This is a genomic window from Xanthomonas sp. 3498 (assembly GCF_014199795.1).
GTDB lineage: Bacteria > Pseudomonadota > Gammaproteobacteria > Xanthomonadales > Xanthomonadaceae > Xanthomonas_A > Xanthomonas_A rydalmerensis.
The window spans coordinates 713382-739000 of sequence record NZ_JACHOH010000002.1 but is presented as its reverse complement, the minus strand read 5'-3'; the positions used below and the strand labels follow the sequence as shown (position 1 = coordinate 739000).

The 25619-nt window shown below is 63.0% G+C and carries 23 protein-coding genes; 12 read left to right on the top strand and 11 right to left on the bottom strand.

All coding sequences use genetic code 11. From position 1 onward, the window contains the following. Window positions 1-74 precede the first annotated feature (74 nt). Both GGR66_RS08285 and GGR66_RS08280 read left to right on the top strand, forming a co-directional pair. Window positions 75-1808 carry an ABC transporter ATP-binding protein gene (locus tag GGR66_RS08285; protein ID WP_184447924.1) on the top strand — a complete coding sequence of 578 codons (1734 nt, stop codon included), beginning with the start codon at window positions 75-77 and terminating at the stop codon, window positions 1806-1808. Window positions 1809-1951: 143 nt separating this feature from the next. Continuing rightward, window positions 1952-2392: a hypothetical protein gene (locus GGR66_RS08280; protein WP_184447923.1), complete on the top strand. Its 441-nt coding sequence runs from the start codon at window positions 1952-1954 to the stop codon at window positions 2390-2392. Between the two features lie 100 nt (window positions 2393-2492). On the opposite strand, the gene GGR66_RS08275 is transcribed toward GGR66_RS08280, so the two are convergent. From GGR66_RS08275 to GGR66_RS08265, 3 genes are all read right to left on the bottom strand, one after another. Continuing rightward, entirely contained in the window at window positions 2493-2774 is a 282-nt protein-coding gene (locus GGR66_RS08275) for a hypothetical protein (RefSeq protein WP_184447922.1), read from the bottom strand. A gap of 268 nt (window positions 2775-3042) precedes the next feature. Continuing rightward, a complete protein-coding gene (locus GGR66_RS08270; RefSeq protein WP_326520964.1) occupies window positions 3043-4323 on the bottom strand; it encodes a phospholipase D-like domain-containing protein in 1281 nt (426 codons plus the stop codon). Between the two features lie 374 nt (window positions 4324-4697). Beyond that, window positions 4698-4928: a hypothetical protein gene (locus GGR66_RS08265; RefSeq protein ID WP_184447921.1), complete on the bottom strand. Its 231-nt coding sequence runs from the start codon at window positions 4926-4928 to the stop codon at window positions 4698-4700. 188 nt (window positions 4929-5116) lie between these two features. Here GGR66_RS08265 and GGR66_RS08260 point away from each other — a divergent pair, with 188 nt between their 5' ends. From GGR66_RS08260 to GGR66_RS08230, 7 genes are all read left to right on the top strand, one after another. After that, on the top strand, window positions 5117-5626 hold the full coding sequence (locus tag GGR66_RS08260) for a DUF2796 domain-containing protein (RefSeq protein WP_184447920.1): 510 nt from the start codon (window positions 5117-5119) through the stop codon (window positions 5624-5626). Further along, window positions 5623-6336: an ATP-binding cassette domain-containing protein gene (locus GGR66_RS08255; RefSeq protein WP_184447919.1), complete on the top strand. Its 714-nt coding sequence runs from the start codon at window positions 5623-5625 to the stop codon at window positions 6334-6336. Before GGR66_RS08260 ends, GGR66_RS08255 begins: the two co-directional genes overlap by 4 nt. A 2-nt stretch (window positions 6337-6338) precedes the next feature. Beyond that, on the top strand, window positions 6339-7592 hold the full coding sequence (locus GGR66_RS08250; RefSeq protein WP_184448115.1) for an ABC transporter permease: 1254 nt from the start codon (window positions 6339-6341) through the stop codon (window positions 7590-7592). 2 nt (window positions 7593-7594) lie between these two features. Next, window positions 7595-8191 carry a DUF3299 domain-containing protein gene (locus tag GGR66_RS08245; protein WP_184447918.1) on the top strand — a complete coding sequence of 199 codons (597 nt, stop codon included), beginning with the start codon at window positions 7595-7597 and terminating at the stop codon, window positions 8189-8191. Then, window positions 8178-8828: a DUF3299 domain-containing protein gene (locus tag GGR66_RS08240; protein ID WP_237475361.1), complete on the top strand. Its 651-nt coding sequence runs from the start codon at window positions 8178-8180 to the stop codon at window positions 8826-8828. Before GGR66_RS08245 ends, GGR66_RS08240 begins: the two co-directional genes overlap by 14 nt. After that, entirely contained in the window at window positions 8829-9647 is an 819-nt protein-coding gene (locus tag GGR66_RS08235) for a hypothetical protein (protein WP_255421623.1), read from the top strand. 162 nt (window positions 9648-9809) lie between these two features. Next, window positions 9810-10244, top strand: a complete 435-nt coding sequence (locus GGR66_RS08230) for a hypothetical protein (protein WP_184447917.1) — start codon at window positions 9810-9812, stop codon at window positions 10242-10244. A gap of 148 nt (window positions 10245-10392) precedes the next feature. Here the strand turns inward: GGR66_RS08230 and GGR66_RS08225 are convergent, their stop codons facing one another. Beyond that, window positions 10393-11304 (bottom strand): LysR family transcriptional regulator, encoded by a 912-nt coding sequence (locus GGR66_RS08225; protein WP_184447916.1) that lies wholly within the window; start codon window positions 11302-11304, stop codon window positions 10393-10395. Between the two features lie 137 nt (window positions 11305-11441). On the opposite strand from GGR66_RS08225, the gene GGR66_RS08220 reads away from it, so the two are divergent. After that, the gene (locus GGR66_RS08220) at window positions 11442-12659 is read left to right on the top strand and encodes an FAD-dependent monooxygenase (RefSeq protein ID WP_184447915.1); all 1218 of its coding nucleotides are present in this window, start codon (window positions 11442-11444) and stop codon (window positions 12657-12659) included. Window positions 12660-12809: 150 nt separating this feature from the next. On the opposite strand, the gene GGR66_RS08215 is transcribed toward GGR66_RS08220, so the two are convergent. Continuing rightward, window positions 12810-13451, bottom strand: a complete 642-nt coding sequence (locus tag GGR66_RS08215; RefSeq protein WP_184448113.1) for a TetR/AcrR family transcriptional regulator — start codon at window positions 13449-13451, stop codon at window positions 12810-12812. A 312-nt stretch (window positions 13452-13763) separates the two neighbouring features. Here GGR66_RS08215 and GGR66_RS08210 point away from each other — a divergent pair, with 312 nt between their 5' ends. Further along, window positions 13764-14918, top strand: coding sequence for an epoxide hydrolase family protein (locus GGR66_RS08210; protein WP_184447914.1), 1155 nt, complete (start codon window positions 13764-13766; stop codon window positions 14916-14918). A 629-nt stretch (window positions 14919-15547) separates the two neighbouring features. Here the strand turns inward: GGR66_RS08210 and GGR66_RS08205 are convergent. From GGR66_RS08205 to GGR66_RS08185, 5 genes are all read right to left on the bottom strand, one after another. Next, entirely contained in the window at window positions 15548-16594 is a 1047-nt protein-coding gene (locus tag GGR66_RS08205) for a hypothetical protein (RefSeq protein ID WP_184447913.1), read from the bottom strand. A 415-nt stretch (window positions 16595-17009) separates the two neighbouring features. Then, the gene (locus GGR66_RS08200; protein ID WP_255421622.1) at window positions 17010-17993 is read right to left on the bottom strand and encodes an ATP-binding protein; all 984 of its coding nucleotides are present in this window, start codon (window positions 17991-17993) and stop codon (window positions 17010-17012) included. 46 nt (window positions 17994-18039) lie between these two features. After that, window positions 18040-19905, bottom strand: coding sequence for a hypothetical protein (locus GGR66_RS08195; protein WP_221236372.1), 1866 nt, complete (start codon window positions 19903-19905; stop codon window positions 18040-18042). Beyond that, window positions 19895-20620 carry a hypothetical protein gene (locus GGR66_RS08190; RefSeq protein ID WP_184447912.1) on the bottom strand — a complete coding sequence of 242 codons (726 nt, stop codon included), beginning with the start codon at window positions 20618-20620 and terminating at the stop codon, window positions 19895-19897. Before GGR66_RS08190 ends, GGR66_RS08195 begins: the two co-directional genes overlap by 11 nt. 107 nt (window positions 20621-20727) lie before the next feature. Continuing rightward, entirely contained in the window at window positions 20728-21000 is a 273-nt protein-coding gene (locus tag GGR66_RS08185; RefSeq protein ID WP_184447911.1) for a hypothetical protein, read from the bottom strand. Between the two features lie 975 nt (window positions 21001-21975). On the opposite strand from GGR66_RS08185, the gene GGR66_RS08180 reads away from it, so the two are divergent. After that, the gene (locus tag GGR66_RS08180; RefSeq protein ID WP_184447910.1) at window positions 21976-22386 is read left to right on the top strand and encodes a hypothetical protein; all 411 of its coding nucleotides are present in this window, start codon (window positions 21976-21978) and stop codon (window positions 22384-22386) included. A 1092-nt stretch (window positions 22387-23478) separates the two neighbouring features. Here GGR66_RS08180 and GGR66_RS08175 read toward each other — a convergent pair. Further along, window positions 23479-24774: a hypothetical protein gene (locus GGR66_RS08175; protein ID WP_184447909.1), complete on the bottom strand. Its 1296-nt coding sequence runs from the start codon at window positions 24772-24774 to the stop codon at window positions 23479-23481. Window positions 24775-25619 lie beyond the last annotated feature (845 nt).

Genomic DNA, 25619 nt, shown 5'->3' with positions numbered 1-25619 from the left:
GCGATGCGCGTCGCCGGCGTCCGGGAGTGTCGGCTAAGCAAGGTGTTCATGGTCCACGGCACAGACACCCGACGATGAGCACGCGACCGGATCCAGCCTCGCACCTGCTGCGTGCCTTCATTGCCGTACTCGGTCGCGGCGAGTGCCTTCGCATCGCCTGGTACGTGCTGCTGTCGCTGCTCGGCGCGCTGGCCGGCGCGCTCGCCGCGGTCGCGTTGGTGCCGCTGGTGCAACCCGGCCATGTACTGACCCTGGCCGGTCACGCCTTGCCATTGCCGAGCGGCTTCCTCGCGCAGACCCTGCTGTTCGTCGCCGCCAGCAGCGGCTTCGCCCTGCTGCGCTGGTGGGCGACGCGACTGGCCGCGGACCTGGCCAGCCGTCACGCGCTGGACCTGCGCCGGCAGGTGCATGCGCGGCTGCTGCAGGCGCCGTTGCCGGCCCTTGCCGATGCCAGCTCGGCGGAAATCGCCAACCTGCTCACCTACAACGTCGAGATCGTGGTGCAGGGTTTCAGTGCGCTACTGCAGCTGCTGGTGGCGGCGATCACCGCGGCGGTGAGCCTGGCCGCGGCATTCCTGGTCTCGCCCATGCTGGTGCTGGCACTGCCGCCACTGCTGGCGCTGGGCCTGCTCGCCTTCCGCATCGCCGGCCACGAACAGGCCCGGGTCAGCCGCCAGTACGTTGCCGACATGACCCGGCTGTTCTGGCTCAGCGAGGATTTTCCGCGGCGCCTGCGCCACGTGCGTTCGTTCGCGCGCGAGGCGCGCGAGCAGGAAGCCTACGAGGCGATCGCCGGTCGGCTCGCCCATGGCTACGCGCGGCAGCAGGCGCTGGTCGCGTCCGGCCGCCTATGGCTGGAACTGGCGGCGGTGGCGGCCGTCGCCGCGATCATGCTGCTGGCCGGGATGTGGCACGGCATCGATCGCGGTGCGCTGATCACCGTCGGCCTGCTGCTGGGGCGGCTGCTGCCGTACCTGGTCTCGACCCGGCAGAGCGTGCAGCAGCTGCGCTCGGCGGCGCCGGCGCTGGAGCTATGGCAGCGTTATGTGGCGCTTGGCACGCCAGCACCGGCGCCAGCGCCGGCACCGCCAACCACGGTGGCAGCGCAGTCCAGTGCCGCGACCGAGGCGGCGGCGCCAGCGGCCATCCAGATCGAACGCATCGGTCTCGCCCCGCCGCTGGCCGCCGTCGCCTTGACCGATCTGGTCCTGGCGCCCGGCACGCTGACCCTGATCAGTGGCCCGTCCGGAGTCGGCAAGAGCAGCCTGATGGATGCGCTGGCCGGCATGGTCGCGCCCCCGCAGTTCGTCGCCCGCTGCAACGGTCGCGCGCTCGACTTCGCCGGCTATCGTGCCGTGCTACAGCCCTTGGCCTACGTCGCCCAGGGCGTGCGGCCCTGGCAGCACACCGTGCGGCACTGCCTGGCCTGGGCGGCGCCGAGCGCGGGCGAGGCGGCGATGTGGGAAGCCCTGCGCGACGTCGGCCTGGCCGCACGTCTGCAGGGCGGCGCCGGCCTGGACACCGCCTCGCACGGCGCCGGCGCGCGCCTGTCCGGCGGTGAACTGCAGCGGCTGCTGCTGGCCCAGGTGCTGCTGCGGCAACCGCGCGTGGCCTTGCTCGACGAAGCCACCAGCGCTCTCGACGCCATCGCCGAACAACAGGTCCTGAGGACGCTGCGGCGCCGCTTGCCGCAGACCGCTCTTGTGGTGGTGTCGCACCGCCTCGGCCTGACGGCGATCGCCGACCAGTGCGTGATGGTGCAACGCGGGACTGTGGCCCCGCTGCTGTTGGCGGACCGCGCGTCCTGAGCGACCGCGGCGGTGCGCTGGCGAACCCAGGACGCTGTCGTTTCCAGCCGCCAGCCCGATGCGTCGGTCCAAGCGTGCTACGCGCGGTTTTGTCTAAGCGCCATGGGCTGGGCGTCGCTAAGCTCTGCGCACAGGGGGAGAGCATGGACGTCATTCAACGGGTAGCTGCAGGGCTGCTCCTTATCGCCGTCTCGGTGACCGCATCCGCGCAAACGCGTTCCGCGATCGGGCGGGGCATCGAGCGTGTGAACCCGCAGCGCAACGTCGCCCCGATTCCACGCCTGGATTGCCGCAAGCTGCTGGCAAACGATCCGCGGCCCTGGACGCATGCCTACTGCGAACACGTGGACTTCTCCATGCAGGACAACCTGGCCCATACCTTCGGCCGACCGAGGCCATCCCGGATCCAGCTCGATATTCCTGCACTGGGCACTGCCGAAGCCCGTGCCGCCGGCGTTTCCTGCTCGGAGGGGCGCGTGATCCGCAAAGTGGGCAACGGCTGGGAGCAGGCCCTGGACCGTGATCGCAATTACTTGCGTTGCAGACCATCGGTGGAACTGCCGTCGATTTTCATTGGCAGGTGACGGAGCGTGTGCTCGGCACATTCACAGAAAACGAGGCCCCCGCAAGCGAGGCCTCGTTCGCATTCGAACTCAGGTGGTGTAAGTCCACCTGACGTCTGACTCACCCCTGCGGGATGTCGCACTTCATCTTTCCATCCACGTAGTACGGCTTGGGGACGTCCGGATTCTGGCTGGTCTTTTCGAACACCACCTCGAACGAGTTGGGATCCGGCGTGCCCTTGCGCGACGTGCAGGCCTCCTGCAACTTCTTCTTGACCGCGGCGATGCCGGCTTCGCGGTTGGCACCGTCCGCGCTGTTGGTGAGATTGGCGACCTCGGCGAAGGCCGGCGAGGCGAGGCCCAGCAAGCTTCCTGCGAACACGAGTGCGTACAGCTTCTTCATGGCGTCTCCTTGTTGTTGGGTATCCTTACGCAGCCGGAGGCGTTTGTCGCCACGCATGCGTCAATGCCTGGCACAGCGGCCGTCTTCCAGCGCGGGGCTAGCATAGGCAGCGGTGGTTAAGGCTTCGTGGGGATAGCGGCGGCACGACGTTGCAGCACCACCCTCGCAGCGATCGTGCATCTCGGTCTCGGTTGCGCCCTGTAGCCGATACGCGTGGCCCGGGGGTGCCCAACCCTGAAAGGGCATGTCGCCAGCGCGACAGCGGAGGCTACTCGGTACGCGGCGCCTCGTAGTTCTGGCCGGGCTGCAGCGTCGTCACGTAGGGACCGTTCCAGTCACGGTCGAAGATGCGCGTTAGTGTCTCGGCCGGCCCTTTGCCTTTGACGAACACCGAGGCGTCCACTGCCGTGTTGAAGTAGCTCCATTCCCAGTTGCCGGTGCCGATCACGCTGCTGCGGTCGTCGGCCACCGCGTACTTGGCGTGCTCGACCCGCGCGTAGGGAATGAAGCCCTGCGGTGCCGGCGGCAGACGGCTGAACTTCACCGTGATGTTCGGCAGCGCGGCCAGGCTCTTCAGATACCCCTGCATCGGTTCGCGCAGCGCCCAGTCGGCGACGATGATGTGCACCTGCACGCTGCGCGCGGCGGCATCGCGGATGGCGCTGTCGACCGGCGCCCACCAGCCCTTGGGGCCGAAGCTGCGGATCGCCGAGAGCGTCATCACCTGGATGCGCAGCGCATGCTGGCTGGCGCGGATCATCTCGATCAGCGCCGGCTCCTCGGCAGTAACCCATGCCGGCTGCAACGCCGGCGGGCTGAAGGCGGGGAAGGCGGTCAGCGGCGCGTCGCTGCCGGCATCCAGCAGCACCGGATCGGTGGAGGTGACCGGAACGAAGTCCGGCGGCAGCACGCCGCGTGCCTGCGCCTTGGCCAGGTCGCCCTCGTCGGCCAGGCGCCAGCTGTAGTCGAAGCTGGCGGCGAAGGTCCTGGCGAAGCGCGCGTCATCGATGCGCGCGCCGATCTCGTGGATCTGCTCCAGCGCTCGCCAGTCCCAGTTCTGGCTACCGACGAATACGCTGGCGTCGTCGACGATCATGTACTTGGCGTGCAGCACGCCGCCGGTCAGCGTATCGACCGGCAGCACCCGCACGGTGATGCCCGGCACCTTGCCCAGCCAGGCGACGCTGTCCGGGTTCTTGGCCAGGAAGGTGTGGTCGACCAGCAGGTGCACCGCCACCCCGGCCCGGGCGCGGGCGGCCAGCGCGTCCAGTACCGGCGTCAGGCCGGTGCCGGGCTTCTCGGAGATGTAGAACGCGGCGATGTCGATGCGCTGCCTGGCGCCGTTGATCATCCCCAGCCAGGTCTGCTGGGTGCGCGGCACGCCGGGTTCGCCGTAGACGCTGGCCTCGGGCACGCTCTCGACGATCTGGAACTGCGAGGGCTGCGGCCGGGCCTCGGCACCGGTGACTGCCGACAGCAGCAGGCAGACCATGGCGGCGGACAGGAAACGGCGTGCGCGATGCGCGCTGGCGATGGAAGCGAGAGGCACGTTGGGTGTCCTTGCGGGAGCTTGGGAAGTGGACGCCGGGCGGCGATGCGCGCGCATGCTACCGGCAGCCGTCGTAGCTTGGCAGCCCGTTGCTGCAACACACGTGTCAGTGAGATGCCCCGGTGCCGATGGGTTCCGGATAGCTTGGCGCGGCCCTGTCCAGGCGCGTCAGCGCGTCAGGGTAGAGCGCGCCGCCGATGCGCGCGCCGGTCGGGGCCGACCTCCATCGCTTGACGACTCACTGTCCGCATTGGATCAGGACGTTGCCATGCAGGGCTGCGCCGCGACCGACACGCCCGGCCGAGCAGCGGTTGCAGAAGAAACGCACCGCGGTCCAACGGCACCCGCGACCGCGTTGCGCGATGCGGGAGGGTTCAAACGCGACCATCGGCGAATGCAGCCTGCGCCTGCGCAAACCACTGCAGCACCTGCTGGCGATGCGGCTCGCCCCAGCAGCGCACGAACTGCTGGGTGTGATGGTCAGTGGGGTCGTTGAGCGCAGCGATACGTTGCGCGATATAGGCAGGCTCCAATCGCAGGCCGCAGTCGACCTCGATGCAGTGGCGCCACGCGGTGTAGCTATCGGGAATGATGGAAGAAGACATGAAGATCCCTGAAGTTCGGCACCCACCGCGGCACAGCCCCCGTGCGACGCACGTCGATGGTGGCCGGATGCGAACCGCGGCTGACTGACGGCAACGGCAGGCTTGCGCCCGCGATCGATTGTTCACTAATGTTATAGTGTAACTCAACCGATGCGCACCTTATGCGACCTGGCATTCCCCTGATCCTGTTGCTCCTCTTCGCCAGTTCGCCCGCCGCCGCTGCAGTCCGCCACCACGGCCCGCATGTGCACGGCCAGGCCGACCTGGAGCTCGCCGTCGATGGCACGGCCGTCGACGTGCAGCTCAGCGCGCCGGGCATCGGCATCCTCGATTTCGAACACCCGGCGCGCGATGCCGGCGAGCGCCAGCGCCTGGAGGCCGCCGTCGCCACCTTGCGCGGTGCAAGCTGGTTGCAGTTCCCGGTCGCGGCGGCCTGCTCGCTGCGCAGTGCGCAGGTCACCACCGAGGGCTACGACGTGGCGATGGCCGATCCGGACGAGCCTGGCCACAGCCATGCAGAATTCCATGCCCACTATGCATTCAACTGCGCCCAGCCGACGCGACTCGATCACCTGCAGGTGTTGCTCCCGCAGCGTTTCCCGGGGCTGCACACGGCGGTGGTAGATGTCGCCACCGCGGCCGGGCAGGGCCGCACCGAGGTCGTGCTCGGGCAGACCCGGGTGAAGTTGCCGGAATGAACCAGCAGCCCGTCGTCGAACTGACCGAGGTGCGCTTCGGCTATCCCGGTGGCACCGCCCCGGTGCTGGACATCGCATCGTTCGCGCTGCCGCGTGGGCAACAACTGTTGCTACGCGGCGCCAGCGGATCGGGCAAGAGCACCTTGCTGGCGTTGATCGCCGGCGTGCTGCAGCCCACCGCCGGCTGGGTGCGCGTGGCCGGGCAGGACCTGGCGGCGTTGCGCAAGGCCGCACGCGACCGTTTCCGCGCCGACCACTGCGGCGTGGTGTTCCAGCAGTTCAACCTGCTGCCGTTCCTGAGCACCCGCGACAACATCGCCCTGGGCCTGCAGTTCTCCGCGCGCCGCGGCCGGCTGGCACCAGGCATACAGGCGCTGGACACGGAGATCGAGCGGCTGATGGTCGCGCTGGGCCTGGACGTGGCGGCACTGTGGTCGCGCCAGGCCGCCCGCCTCAGCGTCGGCCAGCAGCAACGCGTGGCCGCGGCGCGCGCGTTGATCGCGCGGCCGCCGTTGCTGCTCGCCGACGAGCCCACCTCCGCGCTCGACCCGGTCGCGGCGCAGGCCTTCCTGCAACTGCTGTTCGCCGAGTGCCGGCAAGGCGGCACCAGTTCGATCGTGGTCAGCCATGATCCGTCGATCGCACCGCTGTTCGACGCCCAGGCCGACCTGGCCACGCTCAACCGCGCCAGCGCGGGAGGGGCGCGATGAGCCTGTTGAAGCTGGCCCTGGCCAGCCTGCGCAGCCGGCGCCTGGGCGTGGCGTTGACCGTGCTGGTGATCACCCTGAGCGTGACGCTGCTGCTGGGCGTGGAGCGGATCCGCACGCAGGCACACGAGGGTTTCGCCAGTACCGTGTCGGGCACCGATCTGATCGTCGGCGCGCGCTCGGGCCCGGTGAACCTGTTGCTGTACTCGGTGTTCCACATCGGCGACGCCACCAACAACGTCTCCTGGAAGAGCTACCAGGACCTGAGCGCGATGCCCGAGGTGAAATGGGCGGTACCGCTGTCGCTGGGCGATTCCTACCGCGGCTACCGCGTGGTCGGCACCAGCACCGGATTCTTCGAGCACTATCACTACGGCGCCAAGCATCCCCTGGCGTTCGCGCAGGGCAGGGCATTCGACGACCTCTACGATGCGGTGATCGGCGCCGACGTCGCCGCCGCGCTCGGCCGCCACCTGGGAGACGAGATCGTCCTGACGCACGGTACCGGACGCATCAGTCTGGCCACCCATGCCGACAAGCCGTTCCGGATCGTCGGCATCCTGCGCCGCACCGGCACGCCGGTGGATTCCAGCGTGCTGGTGTCGCTGCAGGCGATCGAAGCGATCCATATCGACTGGCATTCCGGCGTGCGCCTGCCGGGCCAGCACGTCAGCGCGGCGCAGGCGCGGGCGATGGACCTGACCCCGGACACCATCACCGCCTTCATGCTCGGCCTGAAGACCCGCATCGCCACCTTCTCGGTGCAGCGGCGGATCAACGAGTACCCGGAAGAAGCGATGCTGGCGATCATGCCGGGCGTCACCCTGCAGCAGCTCTGGGGCACGCTGGGCACCGCCGAAGGCGCCTTGCGCATGATCGCCTCGCTGGTGGTGCTGCTCGGCCTGGTGTCGATGGTCGCGTTGCTGGTGGCCACGCTGCAGGAGCGCCGGCGCGAGATGGCGATCCTGCGCGCGGTCGGCGCACGGCCGCGCGACATCGCCTGGCTGCTGTTGTTCGAGGCCGGCCTGGTCACCGTGGTGTCCTGCGCGCTGGCACTGTTGGTGGTGACGGCGGCCAGCTGGCTGGCGCGTGGCTGGGTGCTCGATCATTTCGGACTGGCGCTCAACCGCATCGCGCCTAGCGCGGCGGAGTGGGGCTGGCTCGGCTGCGTGCTGCTGGCCGGCGTGCTCGCCGGCATCGTGCCGGCCCTGCTGGCCTATCGCCGCACCCTGGCCGATGGCCTGTCGCCGGAGCTGTGAGCGTGACCCGCTGGATCCTTCCCTTGCTGGCGCTCGCACTGCTGTGCGGCTGCGGCCGCCAGCAGCAACCCGCCACCGCAGGAAAAGCGCAGGCGACAGCGGCGGCGCAGCCAGCACCGGCCAACGACGCGGCGATCAACCCGCCGCTGGGCGAGCCCGACGCCGACGGCTATCGCGAACTGGACTGGAGCGCGATGCTGCCGCCGGCCGAGCTGAAGGCCCTGGAAAACAGCGACGAAGCGCCGGTCAACCATACCGGCAAGCGTGCGATGCCGCAGACCGGCACCTACAACACCGTGGCCGCCGTGCTGGCGCGCAAAGTGCGCCTGCCGGGCTATGTGGTGCCACTGGACAGCGACGACGCCGGCCGCGTGCGCGAGTTCCTGTTCGTGCCGTACTACGGCGCCTGCATCCACGTGCCGCCCCCGCCGCCGAACCAGATCGTGCATGTGCGCCTGGACACCCCGATCGACCCGCCCGACATGTACAGCCCGTTCTACCTGACCGGCCAACTGCGCGCCGAAACCCTCCACGGCGAACTCGCCGGCACCGCCTATACAATGGAGCAGGCGCACCTGCATCCTTATGAAAAAGGCTGATCGCCATTTCGCGCTGGTCGCGGTGCTGTGCCTGCTGGCGGCCTGCCACGGTGACGGCGGGAAGCAGCCGGACGCCACGCCGACACCATCACCGGTAGCGACGCACGCGACCGCAGCCGCCGACAGCGTCCCGGACACAGTGGAACGCTGGGAACAACTGGCGCCGGCCAACGACATCTACCAGCGTCCACCGCCGCGGATCAGCGCGTCCTGGCGAGGCGACGCCACGGTGATGGATCAGGCGGCGCCGGTCGACGATGGCCCGTCGGTGGTCAACGGCATGCCGATCGACCATTCCGGCACCCAACGCGCCGCGCAGTTCGGATCGTCGCAAGTGGTGAAGGGGCTGGAAGGCAAACGCTTCGCCCTGGACGGCTACGTGGTGCCGCTGGAAAGCGACGACGAGGGCAAGGTCAGCGAACTGCTGTTCGTTCCGTTCTATGGCGCCTGCATCCACGTACCACCGCCGCCACCGAACCAGATCCTGCACGTGGTGCTACGCACCCCGATCGACGTGCCCGAGCTGTGGGACCCGTTCCACCTGCAGGGGCGGCTGCATCTGGCCGACTTCAAGGCGGATATCGCCAATGCCACCTACGAGGCAGAGGACGCCACGATCACTCCGGTGCAGGGCTGAATGCGCGGCTCGATGCGCCTGAAGTCTTCGATGCTTTTGGCGATCGTGATCGCCGCCTGTGGCGTCGTCGTTGCCGGCGGCGTGCTGTTGGCATTGCGCACGCACCGGCATGCGGCACCAACACCGCATGCTGCTGCGACCACGGCGATCCACCCGCCAACTGTGCCCGCATTCCATGTCGCGCCATTGTCCGAAGACGCAGCCTACAAGCGCATCACCGCACTGTTGCAAAGCAATCCCGCATTCGCACGCGACGCCACGTTCCTGATCGCGGCCAGCGTCCGCGAACGCTGCGCACCCGCCCATGCCGGCGAACTGGCGAAGATGGCCAACCGCGCGCGCCTGCCGGTGCTGGCCGCAACGTCCGAGGTAACGGCGCGCGAACCCGACCTGGACCATCCGATCTACCAGGCGATCCAGCGCATCGCCGCCGCGGCACCGTGCGGCCGCACGCTCGACCTGATGGCGACCGGCATCCCGCTGCAACTGGACCCAGAACGCTACGCGGCAGCGTTCCCCGACAGCTACCACCAACCGACGCTGGACACCGTGCCGCACGAATACGCCGGCCAACCGCTGGGCGCCCGCGCGGCGCAAGAATGCCAGTCGATCGCCTACGCAGTGCTGCCGCTGGGCCAAGACGGCTGGCAGTGCAGGGCGCTCTGGTCCGGCGCGCGCCCGCGGATCGTCAAGGCTTGCGAGCAGGCCCGTAGCGAAGCCGGGCAGGGGGCTGGTGACGCGATTCCGCCCGAGGTCGCGAACCGGCTGACGCCGGTGGTGGCTGGCTTGCTGGAGAAGTTGCCGGAATCCTGTCGCTGAAGGCTGTTGCTCAGTTGCAGCGGCTGGTGGAATCGCGGCAGTGCTGCAGCGAAAGGGCTAACTGCGGTAGCGTGTGCTATGGCTAACAATCGTTCAACTGGCGCCGCTTCGCGACGCGGCTAAATTCAGGGTGACTCGCCTATGCAAGGTTCAGCGTTTCTAGTGGCAGCGCTTTCCGGCGTTTCAGCGCTTTTGGGCGTCGCATTAGGTCACATATTTGCCGCAAAGCGCGCACGCCAAGATGAACTAGCAGCGATGAGGATGGCTGCCTACGTAGACTTCCTAAAGTCGACTTCACTTCTATTCACCGCGCGTCGCGCAGGACGCATCAAGGATGAAGTCGAAGAATTGGCTCACCTCAACGACGCCAAGGCGCGAATTTTGTTGACGGCCGATCTTCCTGTGGCCCAAAGCTTACAAAAATTCTGGTTGCAAGGCGGAACGTTGGAGCAAGAGCAAGAGATACTTGCCTTCCGCACCCTCTGTGATGACATGCGCGAAAGTCTCGGCAAGGAGCGTCTTTCAATAAAAATGGATCTTGCTGGGGTTTTGTTTAAGCTTGAACCATCAACGTATTCGTACAAAGCCAGTGGTTGATAGGTATCGTTTCATCCCAATAGACGCTATTTCGCGACGTGACTTAGTGCCGCATTAGGGGGCTGCTATTCCTTTCCGGACACGGGTTGGATCAGTAACGGCGATTAGGAATGTTTCCTATGCTACGTCGTTGCGTTGGGCCTTACGTTCACTTGCCCCCGAACCCTTGCAACCGCACCTGGATGAACTCCAGCAACGCCCGAACCCGAGCAGTGACCGAATGACGGTGACTGTAGGCGCCGAGCAATTGCAGTGGTGCAGGGCTTAGATCCAGTTGCACTTCCTGCAATCGGCCCGCGGCAAGATCTTCCTGGCATGGGTAGGCCGCAACGATCGCGAAGCCAAGCCCCTGGCGCGCGCCGGCCACCGCAAGCTCTCCGCTATTGACGCGATAGCGGCTGCGCACAGGCACCTTCACGATCTCGCCCGCAGGATCGAGAAACTGCCAGGGCTGGCCCTTCAGTGCGCTCACGGTGGTGATGCAAGGCAAGGACTTGAGTTCGCGCACGTAGCGCGGCGTTCCGGTTCGGGCCAGTAGAGCGGGGGCCGCAACCACGATGCTGGGCAGTGTCGCCAGTTCGCGGGTAATGAACGCACTGTCATCCTGACGTCCGCGATGGAAGACGATGGAGAGGTCCATGTCCTCGCGCAACACTTCCAGGCCGGTCAGGCGCGTGTCGCATTCCAACTCAATGCCAGGATGAAGACTGCAGAATTCGGCAAGGATAGGCGCGAGCAGCCTGGGCGCTTCGTTGGGCATGCACATCCTGAGAGGCCCCTTCAATTCGCCTTGTACTGCGCCGAGCTCCTCCTCCGTGGACAACAAGGCGTCGAGTACTGGTTTGGCGCGTTCGTACATCAGCCTGCCAGCTTCTGTCATGCGCAGATGGCGCGTGCTGCGTTCCAGCAAGCGCACGCCCAGCCTGCGCTCCAGCGCCGCGACGTGACGGCTGACGTTCGACGACGGCAGGGCCAGCAGGCGACCCGCGCCGGAAAAGCTCTGCTCGTCGACGACGGCCACGTAGACACGAACTGCATTCAGGTCGAGGTTGTTGCGCACCGTTATCCCATCTGAGGTATGAAATCCCGCCATTTTTGCACGCTAGTTTGCGCAATTGGTGGGGGCCAAGATGCACTCCCGTCCAATGGATGCCATGCAACGGCACGCCTGGACCACTTGAATCGTGATGCATCGGAATGGAAATCGGAATACTGGGTGGTGGCATCGCAGGCTTGAGCGTGGCCCTCGCGTTGCACAAGCAGGGGCACACCGTCCGCGTCTATGAACGTCGGAACGGGCCGGCCACCATGGGCGCTGGCGTGACGCTTTGGCCCAACGCTGGCTTTGTGCTGCAAGAGTTGGGGTTATTGGAGGATGTCGCGGCAGCGGGCGGCCGGCCGTTGTCAGTGCAGCGCAAGGACGCAGCAGGTAACTCGCTGGGAGGCCTGGACATCACGCTGCTGGACCGACTCATGGGCTACCCGACCCATACGATCCTGCGTCGGGACTTGCAGGCGGTACTGCTCGACCACGTGGCACGCGCTGGTATCCAAGTGGAGTTCGGGCATCGCGCGGTAGCCATTGATCTGGATGCCAGCGACAAGGCCGTGGCGCGGTTCGAGAACGGGAAGCGTATCCGCCCGGACCTGCTTATCGGCGCGGATGGGCGCATGAACTCGGTGGCGCGTAGGTTCGTCGCAGGGGACAACACGCCCATTTACCAGGGCTTTGTGAACTGGATCGGCGTTGCACAGGGAAGTGGCGCGTTGGTGAGCGACCTCGCAATTCAGGACTACTGGGGGTCTGGCGATCGTTTTGGTTGCGTCCCGATCCGGACAGATCTGGTGTACTGGGCCGCCGCGCAGGCGCGGCCATTGCCCGAGGCGACGCCAGCAGCGGATTTGCGCAAGGAGGTGATGGATCTGTTTGCAGGATGGCCCGAGCCTGTCGCGCGCCTCATCGAGGCCACGCCGGCGCATTCCATGCAACTGATCGCGGTGCATGACGTCGAGCAGCTGCACACATGGAGCCGAGCAAATGTGCTGCTCGTCGGAGATGCGGCGCACGCGCCGCTGCCGACCTCGGGCCAGGGCGCCTGTCAGGCCTTGGAAGACGCCTGGCATCTGGCGCGGTGCCTCGCTGGCGACGACGGTGGCCTTGATGAAGCACTGCCACGCTTCGCCGCAGTCCGCGGACCAAAGACCTTAAAGCTGGCAGAGCAGGGCCGAATGTTCGCACGCGGCCTTTTCGCCCAAGACCCCGAAACCTGCCGTCTTCGCAATGAGCGCGCCAAGGCGTCCGATCCGTTGCGTGACGCGCACGCCATGGCGGCAGGATGGTCGCAAGGGTTGCCGATGGCCGACTGCATTGACCGGGCGCCGGCCAACGGTGCTGGCAGTCTGTATCGTCTATGACAGACGATTTTGATCAGGGCGTAGCATGGTATTTCTGGCCGCCCGAGCCAACGATCAGCAGTTTATCGCCTCTCGTAGGCAGGGGTGGTGTCCCAGGTGTTCGTCCACTCTTCGTGGGAGAAAAAAGTGCGGGCTAAGCCGGAAGGCATGTCAACGAGGGCGCTCAGTCTTTAGCTGACCCGCAGCTCTGAGAAGCCCAAGTGCCCACTCGACGCGGTCTGATGCAGTGTCGACCAAGTTGCCGGGGTCTTCTCCCAGCAGCGCTCGAAGTTGATGCGGGGCGAAGACCAGGTCGACGAAGTTGCGTGCCAAGGTGGACGGGTCGGCAGGTTGATCCGGGCCATCGAGAATCGCCACGCGGACGCGCTGCAGCCCGCCCTCCCAACCGATCCGGTTGACCTCAGCGGCAAGCGCCGGCGCTCGGATGGACGTGCCGACGACCAAGCGCATCATGGCCACTGTCTCGGGTTGCAAGGCGTGCGCGAGTATTCCTTGACCTGCGAGCCTTAGCCGCCCCTCCAGATCCATCGGGACGCTGGCAGGGGCGGGCGCGGGCTGCGTCTCGACATCACGGCGAATCACCGCCTCGAAGATGGCGTCTTTGTTGGCGTAGCGGGCATAGAGACTTGCCTTTCCTGCGCCCGCCAATCGCGCAATGTCTTCACACGAGGTGTGCTCGAAGCCGCGTTCCAGAAAAAGTTGCAATGCCGCGTCGAGTAGGCGCCGCTCGACATCGCCCGCCTTATCTAGCGGCGGCCTCCCGCCTTTGGATTTCTGCTTCGCAGTTTTCATCGACGAAAAGTTACACGGCGCTTGCGCTTTCAACAACTGAACGATATCGTTCAGTTGTTCTCTGCACGAGCCCTGGGCTGCACGTTGCATCGCAGCCGATGTGACAGGGCGCTTGTCTCTTCTATTGCACTGGCCATCCGCGGGTTTCGGCGCAAAAAGAGTCAAGCGAGAACGATGTGTCGAACGCCGGTCTGAATTCGCGGGTTGTCGTCGCCGGCGCCTTGACCCAGCTGGATAACGATCGCTACTGCGTGCGAACTTGGCAGACCGATCGTCGGACCCTAACCAGAACGTATGCATCGGGAGCCTAAAATGACGGACGCCATTGCACCGTTTCAGATCCACGTCTCACAGTCAGAACTCGATGACCTCCAGCAACGTCTCGGGCAAACCCGCTGGCCCAGCGCGGAAACGGTGAGCGACCAGAGCCAGGGCCCACAAGTCGAGCGCATTCGACGTCTGGTCGACCGCTGGCAGACTGGCTACGACTGGCGCGTAACGGAGAAGCTTCTGAATGGCTGGAACAGCAGTCGCACTACCATTGACGGATTGGATATCCATTTCCTTCATGTGCACTCCCCGGAACCGGATGCGCTTCCATTGCTGTTGACGCATGGATGGCCGGGATCCATTCTTGAGTTTCGTGAGGTCATCGGCGCACTGAGTGACCCTGTAGCCAATGGCGGTAAAGCGTCGGACGCCTTTCATTTGGTGATTCCGTCGTTGCCTGGCTTTGGTTTCTCCGGGAAACCCGTCACCAGCGGATGGGGAGTAGGGCGAACGGCGATGGCATGGGTCCAGTTGATGCAGCGGCTGGGCTACGGCAAGCGGTGGGGTGCCCAGGGTGGCGACTGGGGCAGTGCGATCACGACAGCACTTGGATTTATGCAGCCGCCAGGCTTGGTCGGCATCCATCTGAACATGGTGATGTTCGACCCGAGCGCAGAGGAGATCGCCAACGCCACGCCTGCTGAGAAGAGGATGCTCGATGACGCCAAGCGCTACTACACAGAATTTTCCGGCTACATGCGGCTTCAAAGCACGCGGCCGCAATCTGTGAGTTTCGGCTTGGCTGATTCTCCGACCGGCTTGGCTGCCTGGATCTATGCGCTCTTTCAGGACGTCTCCCAAAGCAACGGCGAACCCGAAAAAGTGGTCACATTGGACCATCTCATCGACGACATCATGTTGTACTGGCTCCCCAATGCAGGCCCAAGCTCCGCGCGGTTTTATTGGGAAGCCGCGCATGAAATAGGGACAGCGATGCCTTCGCACGCGATGCGGACGCCAACGGGCATCAGCATGCTTCCAGGAGAACAGGTGCGTATTTCCCGGCAATGGGCAAAGCGACGCTTTGAGGATTTACGTTTCTTTGGAGAAGCGGAGCGGGGCGGGCATTTCGCTGCAATGGAAAATCCGTCCGCTTTTGCTGATCACGTGCGAGAGACCTTTCGGTCGCTTCGATGATGGTTGGCGGATTGGATGGATCCAGAGCGTTGGAGATCGCCATGGCGATCGCGTCACCATAGATGCCGACGGTGACCGGATTGTTGGAGACGTTACCGGAATCCTGTCGCTAAGCGCGGTTGCGGTTGTGCTGCGAGCGTAAACTGCTCCGAGCGCCACTTCTCAGGCTTCTCATTGCGCGCAGCGTGACGAGCAGCGCTTACGCATCCCGAAGCAGAAAGCGCCCACAAAGCGCTGCTCATTGAGCTTCAGCACATGCAGGAAGCGACGCCGCCTGAGCGCGACACTTTTACCCAACGTGGGCGCGCCAGGGAAGATCGGGCACATGCGAAGGTAGATCGGGCGTGCTAGGAGACCAAAGAGGCTCATCAATTGAGAGCGAACAGGTAGGGTACGGTCCAAGCAAAGGACACGAACCGGAGAAGCTGATTGACGACAAGAATTCGCCGCAGATATAACTCATTGAATAACTGGAATTTTTACGGGAGACGGGGCGGATCCTTAGTAGTATGAGTCGAAGACAAATCGCCACATTCGCGGCGGACTTCGCTCAAACACCACCAACTTAAGTCTGGTGCCGACAAATAGCCCCGGAGTCTCCGTTAGCGACGACAATCTGCCCCGCAGTTCTATCTGCGTGGCCGCGAGGCGGCAGGGCGCGACCGCCTCGACGGAGGGGCGGTCACTTTCTTGGCGGTTGGTATGGTGAGTGGAATGTCCACAATTCGACGTCTTTCGGGTGTCGGCACCCGAAGCCAAGTGATTCGGATCTGGTCGAGATGTCCCGGTCGAGCCCGAACCTCGATCGATGGCAGCCACCAGCTCACGCTGCTCTTCACACTGCTTTGGAGATGTCCGCGGAGCACCAAATCCAGACCTTGGGCGTAGCCGCGTCGGATCAGGCCTTCGAGTGCGCGCAACAGGCAATCTCGCCCGGCAATCTGCTCCAGAGCGTAACTGCGCGCCGCCTGCAGTGATCTGGCTTGGTCGTCCAGCTCGAGGCCACAGGCCGCGATCACGCGGTCGATGAGGCGGCCGCACAGTTGTAGCATTTCAGGCTCGATCGCCGACAGGTTCAACCATATCTCATTGCCATGAGCAGGGCTGTGCGGCGCGATGAAACAATCAGGACGGGCGTGGACATTGTCGCGCAAGGCCACCTTCGCGTCCAAGCCATGGAAGGTGACCAACTCCAGCGGGGTTTGGACGTCCGCGGGAAGTGCACGAACTACCTCTTCGCTCACTTCGCTTAGCATGGCAAGCACACGCGCAGGAAGTGGAACGTACGTCATCGGACGTTCCGAGCCTAGCAGGCACCAGGCCCAGCACTGGCGCCTATCAAGTTCGGCGAGTCCCGCCGCATTGAACTCTTCAATCTCAAGAGCAGTGGCATCCGGCAGCAGTGCGTCCGGGAGCGCCGCCTGGTGACGGTAGTGCTCGCGCCATCGGGAACCGCGATCGGGAGCTACCAGATAGCGAGTGGTGCGCTGGTCCCGGGCCCAAAGCCAGTAGGCTTGAAGCCAACCCTCTGCGTGCAGCGATGGAAATCGCCGCATCTGTGCCGATGCCACATCGACATCGAACAGATCGAAGCCGCAAGGACAGGCCCCCATTTGCTCGGGACCGCCGAGCAGCGGAAACAGTGGACGGCGGCAGCGCGGGCAAGATTCGATCAATCGCTGACCGTGCCAAGGACACTCAACGATTGATGGCAACTGAAACGCAGCCGTGTGGTATCCATGTTGCGCGCACTCTGGGCACTGTCGAACCGGGGACGGTCGATCAAGGGCGCCGGAGGTCTGGATCGGCGACCAACTCTCAGGGAGCCAATGCGTTCTGGCGTACGCCGGGTCGACGCCTGCGGCCGTGCACAGGGCCATCTGTGCGCGGCCGGGGCGTTGAACCTGCGCCAACAGGTTGATGTCTTTCCTCAACCGGAGGTCGAGAGAGGAAACCAGTTCGCGCGGCTCCAATGCCATCAGGCGACACACGCGAAGCAGCAGCCCATACCCGGACAGGTGCGGGTAGATCTCGAAGTCGGCCCCCAACAACGCGAGTGGCGCAGAGCTGCTGGGTACCGCTTCACGTATGTTACGCCGCCTCATCACCGGAGATCAGGTTGGCCCGAACGTACTCTAGTCGCAGGTAGCCACTCGCAAGCAGGGCGGCGCGCACGTGTGCTGGCGTCAGTTCGTCGAAACCTCGCTCCTCAGCGGCGTTGGCGAGCAAATGGCGAACGGTCAGAGCAAATGTGGCCATCGGCCAGGCATCACTGGTCGGCAACTTGTTTTCGGCCCGTAACGCGATCACGCCCTCGAGAATCAGACCCGCCTGCGCCGCTAGGCGCCAGCCACTGTCGTACGCGCCCGGGGCGAAGAACCGGGAGAACGGCATGTCCGGCGTAGGCCACGTTGCAGAATGGTCGTACCGATCCAGGGCGTGCGCGATCTCCACCAAACCTATCAGGGGTTGGAAGGCGTGGGTCGACATAAACCAGCGCCGTAGTAGGTGAGAGGGATAGCCGGCCCAGTCGTCATGCGCGTTAACGCCGGTGGCGTCGTTTTGGCGGACGAAAACGATGAACAGGCGCAGCTTCGCATCCGTCACCTGCTCGTCGATGTCAGCGAGATAGTCGTACTCAGCCCGCGTAATGCGCTGAGCGTTGTCGATGAACATGACCATCAACGGCAGGTCGGCTTGGCCGCATCGTGTCTTGACGAAGTTTACGATCCGGTCCTTGCCGCGTTGTGGTGTCAGACGATCGGAAGTTGTCAGGTTCAGTCGAGTGTTGAGCGCGGTATAGAACGCGCCGTCGCTGCGTCGCTGTCCACTGGGCATGATCAGGCGACTGGCGACGCCGATCGGCCTATTATCGCGATCCACCAGCCATCGCGACACGTTTTGAGTGAGGTACTCCTGGGCGCTGGTTTTGCCCAAACCGCCACCGCCGTAGGCAGGGGCGCCATGGTGGTCCAGTTCGACGTTGCTGAGCACGTAGTTGGCGAACGCCTCGATAGGCCGCGTGGAGATATGAAACCCGTTCGGGACGAAGATAGGGTGTTGTTCCGAAGACATGTGAGCCTCCGCACGCAAGATTGGTTAGAGCAGAAGTGAGTAGCCGTCAGTGGTCGCGCGAGCCGTCGAAGCTGACCCAGCCTCGCCGCGGAGTGGGTACGGTCAGATCGACCGCCGGCAGCGGTGTCGGTTGAGGCGTTTTCGCGCCCGACGCCTGCTGCATGCGCGCCAGTTGGTCCACCGCTTTCTGGGAGCTGGACGCCAGCTTTCGCAGGTGATCCGTGTAGGCCTCCACGGCGCACTCGCACCCGACAAACGAGAGCCCATCCTTCAGTTTGGTCCACTGCATGGCTAGGGTACGCGTCGTTTCGTCATGGGGTGCACGGTCCCATGGGGGCATCGCGCGGACGAAGCCGAGCGGCACGGTGGCGCTTCGCATCAGCAGCAGCGTGCGCAGGTCATGGCGGCAAATGCGTGCCAGCACGGTTCTGCCGATCAGCTCCCATCGCTGGTCCAGTTCGGAACTGCGGTAGCGCACGTACAAATGGTTCACATGCGGCATTTCTCCGGTCTTGCGGTTCCCGTGCACGACCAACGGCACCAGTACGCTGCCCATCTCACGGGCGTCCTTCTCTGGCTCGGGCACGGACAGCGCGAATGCGCGTGGCGTCTGCATCTGCAGAAACTGCAGCGGGCTCAAGCTACCGAGTGCCGGGTGCGGAGTCGCGTTGTAGTTGGCCACCAGGACATCGAGCAGTTCTTCGAACAGGTGCAGTTGGATTGGAAGATCGCCGGGTGCGAAATTGCTGATTCGCAGCTTGCGCTCGCCCAACCGGGTGGCTGGCTCGAATCCGCCGGGCAAGTCCCGGAGTACGCCACGCTCCAGACGCGAGAACAGTTGTTCGACTACCGGTCGCGAACGCGGCTCATGGGCGCGCCCAAAGTAAAGAATCGCGCCGTGCGCACGTCCCATCGCCTCTTCGAAGCTAATCGAGTGATGGGCCTTGGCATTGTCCATAGCGATGCAACGAACGCGTCGACGACCGCGATCACCGGTCAGTCCGCTTGGCATTCCTGCGCCGGGGGCATACTCCAGACCAGGGATCGTCAGCTCACGGCGCGTCCAAGGGTACAGTGCCCGTGCAACGCAGCTCGCCACATCAAGGTTGTTGTAGGCGCGGCCGACCCGCAAGGTCCAGGCCAAGATCGCCCGAGATTCGATTTCCACCTCGCACAGGAACCACAACTTAGTGATCCTGCGCTTGACCACGCCGCCATTGGGCAGCGCCACGCCAAGTTCGGCTTCAATGTCGACCGAGTGTGCATCGAACTCGGAACGATCAAACGGCCGTCCACGGAAGGCATCCGCGAGTACGGTGAGGGAGGGGCCCATCTCGTCCAGCGTTGGCACCGCGATGTCATCGATACGCATTTTGCGCAAGTACCGCAGCAGCGCCCGCCGGCCCTGGTCAGGTTGATTTAGTGGATAGAACGCGTGCTGATCCAAGCGCTTGAGCTCGGCGACGATCTTGGCGAACAAACGTTCAAAGGCCTTTGGTGGGCGGCCGGGGGGAAGCTTCGTGGTGAAGCCCTCGATCCAGGTCGCGATCGTAGGTTGTGCACGGAGCACTTTGCGCATTGCATGTGGCTCCGCCATGGATGGCATCTGCGGGTCATCAGTGTCATCGTTGCCTTCGTAGGTGCCCCACGGTACGCACACGCGATAGCCGAAAGGGTGTCCGTCGCGTGCGAGCTGTGGGGCGAGCCTCGCCATGCGCTTGAGACGACTTCGGCAAAGCCCATTGGCCTCGGCGGCGCGGGTCAAACTCATTGCCCCCGTGAGCACTGCGGTCAATGCGGCGCAGCGGCGTTGGAAGCGGTCGACGAACGCCGGTTTCACGGTAGACAGATCCGGTTTGAACCATTCCTGCAGTTGCTCGGCATCGAAGAGCTCGGTTCGGTCAGTGCGCATGGCATACCTCCACCGTCGCCTGCGCACTACCGGCTGTGTAGTCGACCAGACGCAATCTGCCTGCATGCACCATTCCCGCGACAACGGCACGCACGCTATCGGCGTCGACTGCCAAGTGCTGGATCAGGCCAGAGAGGGTGAGGCGCGGGCGATTGGTCAGCAGAGCCAGAATCTGGTCCTGGATGGTCGAGCGCGTCACCAGGCGCTGATAGGCCCATACGTGGTGAAGCAGCTCGAAGCGAACGGCGCAGTCGGCGATTGATGAGATGAGTTCGCGCTCAGTAATGTAGATCAGCCGGAGCCCATGGCGCTCTGCGGCAGCGTCGAGCGCCTCTTGTTCGCGGATGGACACGATGCCGCTGGTGCTCCCGATGGTGCCCGATGCGGGAATCGCCAAGTAGTAGCGCTCTTCGCCTTGCTTGCTCCGGGTCCAGAACGAAATGTCGATGTCCTGTCGAGGCGACAGCGCGATGCGCCGCGGGCGCTCGACGTAGGACTGCAGATTGGGATCGAACTCGAGCTGCAGGGCCAGGGTTAGGTGCAGGAACTCGGTGACGGTTACAATGCGCGCATTGCGCGGTGAGTGGAATACGAAAAGTTCACGACGGTTGCGTTCGCTGCGAGTGAGCTTTCGCGGCTCGTATGGAAGGGTGGGGTTGGTGACGTGCGAATTGGGCTTGAACTCGTCGCGGGTGGCGGCAGTACCTGCGGTCATGGCATGACTCCAGACGAATAAGCGCGAGCGCGGCCGGAGGCCACGCGATGCGGGGTGCGCGCCGAGGGCGCGCGAGGAGGAACGCTGCGATGCGGCGGGAGCGACGGTTAGACCGTAGACAAAGGTGACAGGCGATAGCTGAGCACCCGGCCTGTGATCTGGTCGCAATTCACATCCAGGTGGTACAGCCGACCTAAGACGCCTATCACCTGACGCCGATTAATCTGCATGGGTGAAAGTTGCTCCGATTCGGCTGAAGCGGATTCAGCGCACGCAGGCTCTGCAGCGTGGTTAAGGCCGGCAAATTCGAAGGCGAGTTGCTCGGGTGAGCTCAGCAGTTCGGCGTTCGGTGCAGGCACGGATTCCGGGTACACGTTCATCGCGACATCTCCTGAGGCGCTGCCGGCAGGCAGCACTTGACTAGGACCCAAGAACGCGCGACGCTGCAGTTCTCTAGGCGGCAGCATCTGGGGCCCCGTCTCGGGGCCCCACTTGGGTCAGCGTGACAATCGGTTTGATATTCACGATCGAAGTGGTCTGTGGGCACCTCCTAGGATTAAGGGAGTGAAAAACAGACGTAACCGGTCCGCCCGCGACGACGCGGGACCTTTTTCGAGCCTCACCCTTCCTTCGGTGATCACCGAACTTCACCGGCTGTCAGCGTTGCAGTCGGAAGTTGGCACTGAGATAGATCGCGCCTATCGTCGAGGGAAAAAATCCTCCTGCATACAGCGGCCTTACGTAGCCGGACGATTAAAGACTGGGCGCAGATCACCGAACGTAGCAGCTCCTATCGCCACGCACAATACCTTTCAAATCAGTGGGTTTTCGATCCCGGGCAGCGACAACTGGAACAGCGCGAAGCTGCGCTGCCTGTGTTCCGTATATGCCAACCAAAGTTGGTATTCATAGGCGCGACATATGACAACGAAAGTCGCGCTGCCGTCGTCCATCCTTGCCGTTGAGGCGCCGGATCGCAGCGACGCCAGCCATCCTTCGATACTTACTGTGCATCGCTGCCAACCACGAGGTGCATATCCTATGCGTGTCGTCGACGAGCACACATCGAATTTCGCCAGCATATGGCGCAACAGCCAGCATGAGTGCCCCGCATTGAGCTATCAAGTCACAGTGATGGCCACTTTCGCTACACAGTCTGAGCAATCGCTAGGCAACTCCTCTTTGGCAGAATGCCGGGGCTGCTAAGCTAAAGCTCGCAGCGCTTAGAGACTATGCCGGGGTTAAGGATGTTCAGTGTTGATTGGACTGCCGTTTCAGTAGCCGTCGCGGTTTTGGTATTCGTTGCTGATCGTAGGGATAAGCGACAAAGACTCGCGGCGTCCAGCACCGTAGTAATGGAATTTCTGGTTCAAGATATGGTTCGCCTTGCCAGGCAGTCGAGGGAAATGGGGATGTACGCTGCTTCGCTGGAGATCCATGACCCTAATCGCAGTTCACGCGCTGATTTGTATCTCACACAGCGGGCTGAGCAATTGAACATCGCCACCCTTGAACGGCATGCGGATGACCTCTCATCGCTGCCAACGACAGTAGTTGAGTGTTGTGCTGGCAGCCTGAGCAGGATCCGGCTACTTCAGGAGACGGTCGAACTCCTGACGGCAGATCAACCGGTCGGTCGTCACCACTTAAGCTGGAAGGATGGAAAGCATGCAGTCAACGTCGCAGCCGCTGAGTTGATGCGCAGCGCAGAAGCATGCATCGAAGCCATCGACCTCATTCGGCGCGGTGCTATGGCCCGAGCCTAGCCGCTAAGCTCGTTGCCGTGGCGCGTGCGCTTTGGGTTCGCTGTTCAATGCTTTCAATGCCGAGCCTCTTTCAGAGACTGCCAGAATTCTCTTGCACAATAGAGCTTCGTTGGGCAGCCCTCTCCGGGTCGAGAGCGGATGTTGAGCAGGGGCAGGAGATAAGGGATATTCATTGAGGGGAGGGCGTAGCAGCTGTTGACCCAAACCGATGCTGTCGGCGCCGGCGTTTGGACATTGCCACGGTCCGCCCAGCTTGAAGAGCACTGATCTGGGCGAATCATCCGCACCGGGCCGGCACATAACCCGCTGCAAGATGCATCAGAAGCTTTGGCACTAAGCGTGCCAAGGCTCCTGCAGATCGATGTCGCCGCTGTCCAGACGTCGGTTCGCATTGAGCAGGTCGACCTGCACGACCATCGGCAAGTCGAAGGCCGTACCTGTCACGACGCAGCAGCCTTGGGTAAGGTTTGGGATCAGTGCGCGCGAAACGGGTCAAGGGTAGAGATGGTGTTGTCGATCAGGAACAGATCGCGGTCGTTCACCAGGCGATGGATCAAGAAGTTGTGGATCTGAGATACGATGGTCGGAGAGATGTCGGCTGGCCGTTGGCTGGCGATGGTTAAGAAAATTCCAAACTTCCGGCCTTCAATGATTCTTGCAGGCTTGAGAGTGCTCGGGTAGGCAGCAATAGGCAGACGTCGCCCCCAAAGCGAACAGGAGGTGCTAGCAGGTGCTTGGTCGAGCTAGGTCGAGCTTCGCTTCAGACGGATTCCGGGGGTGTTGCCTATCGATGACATCTGCTCGCATTTTGACCAAGCTTTTAGCTCACCAGGTAGTGGGGCCGCTTTGGCTAGAAGCAGATGTTGGGGAGGCAATTAGGCATGTTTATCGGGGGTAGGGGAGGCAGCTCTTAAGCCGGCCTAGTCCTTTTCTCCATTCGATGGGGCCCCTGACCGTAGCGTGGTCTCATGGCAGACACGCAACGAATTGGAGCCGGGGCATGTGGGATCGTAGCTGATGACCTGAGCTGATAAAGCTCGCTCTCTGTCCAGGCTTTGGCGTCGCAACTTGGTGACATTGCTTCTACATGTGTCAGTAGGGATGCCAAGGCCATGCGATAGTGGTGGACTCCGAGTAATACGACGCAGGATCCTCGTCCACAATTGCGAGGTCGCCCAGTTGGTAGCAGGCGTGGACAACCTCACCGTCCGGATGGTGATACTCGCCGTGAGGCTTGGCTGGTGCCAGAAACATTGTTGGCTTAGCAAGGCGGGCTGCGAGCTCTCGAAAGAGGAACATGGAAGGATCAAAGCTGCGACGGGAGCCGTGGTGTGGCAGAACCAGCACCGACGTCAGCGAAATCTCGGTAATGTAATGATCTAAAAATTCTTTCAGCCGATCCTCGTCGGTGAAGTTTGCATCACCCGTATGAACCCAACCTACGGCCCGCGTGCTGTTGCGTTCGCGCGCATTCTGTACGCCAGAATGAATCGAGTGATCAAAGCGCCTCCGCGGTATGCCGATGCCTCGCTCAGCCGGACCCGAATAGACGCACATGGATGCATCATTGTAGTCATGAAGTGAAGTGGTGATGCGATACAACGTCGACAAGAGTTGCTTGCAGCTAATTTTTCCAGTTGCTACCTTTTCTCCTAGTTTTTTAAAGGTAGGAGCGCGCGAATCCGCTGGAGGTACAAGCGATTCGAGCTCTGCTGCAAGCGATTTGTCGGCCTTTTTCTTTAGCTCAAAATTAAGGTCGTCTCTAAACTTCTCCCAGTCGAAGCTAGTTGGGGGGGCTTTAGTGGAGCTGATGACCGACTGCAGCCCATGGAGCAACTTCATGTTCCAAATGGAAGCGACTTGGCTCGGGAATTTCCATTCCCGCGAGTAGAAGCGGATCAGCCAATCCAAGTCCAAGATCAGCGACGTTGAGCACGAGAGTCTGGCCCCGGCACCCTTTGCGCCTTCAATTGCTTGGCGCGCGCGATTGGTCAGAACGTGATCGTCGCGTTCATCCTCGCCGATATCAGGGTTATTCTCGCCGCCACCACCCTCTTCGGGGTCCCCTACGAGGACAATCGGGCCGAAATACCCATCATAAAGAAGCGAGGCAGTCTTGGAGAACCCTGCCAGGGTACTACCTAAGTTCGCACCTGCACTCGCACTGAGCTTCAGCGCCATCCATTTAAGATAACTATTAATATCGACGTGTGGGAGAAAAACTGTCCCGAAGCTCACGCCAGCGTCCTTCAGATTCTCCAAGCCGTTTATATGATCATCATCCAGATGGCTGATTGCTAGGAAATCATGCCTGCGCTTGCGCTCCGCGAATGCTTTGGCAAGCTTCCTGCGATGGTTAACCGTGGATCCACCGCAATCCACCACCATGCTAAAAATGCGACCCCTGCCAGAATGTAGAGCCATAGAGTGGAATCCGCCTTGGCCTATCGGGAACTGGGTTCTGTCGACTTGGAATGACACCACGATTTCTCCTTGATCAGTGGAAGCACGATAGCCATTAGCTCACTTTGACCGCGCCGTCCGAAAGCGCTACATGATCGGCCTGATCTGGCAGCAGGAGCACGCGGTGGATAAGATTGATTCATCATAGGTAGGCTGACCCAAGCGAACAGACTGGGATTAGGGAGCGTTATCGAGGGTAAGCCAGTAGCCGCATCGTTGAGGCGAAGCCTCAAGAGTACTGAAAAGGCTCTGCGCGCATGTGCCGCAAAGACCGGCTGCTGCGCTCTACATCTGATCTGGCCACGCAGGAAGTCGATGAGGAGCCGGAAGGTGTACGTGAGGGGTAGACTTCCGTGAAAGGAAACGCGTTAGGGTGTCGATGAGCTACACGAACCGATGGATGGATTTAGCCAGGCAGAATCCGGAGCCGGATCCTTCGGCTTTATCGATCCTGATATCCGCGAGGTTGATGATGAGTGGCGAGCCCTGCACATGCCTTCACTAAGGAGGGGTTGTTGTCAGCACAGGGCTGTTGAGCAAGGAGGGGAGGGCATTGGCCAAGTGTTTGCATGTGGATTTGGTGCGGCTGCCGGGAGAGGCCGAGCGGCGAATAATGGTTCCTTAGGATGAACGCGACGCCAACACACGGTCTGGCGCAAGTACCTTAGGGGCTGGGCCAGCAAAGAGCAGATTTGGTGCTCAATGGGAGCAGCGCCCTTCCTAGCAGGTCTAATGAAAGTTGGTCAGGAGAGAGACTTCTATCGTGTTCG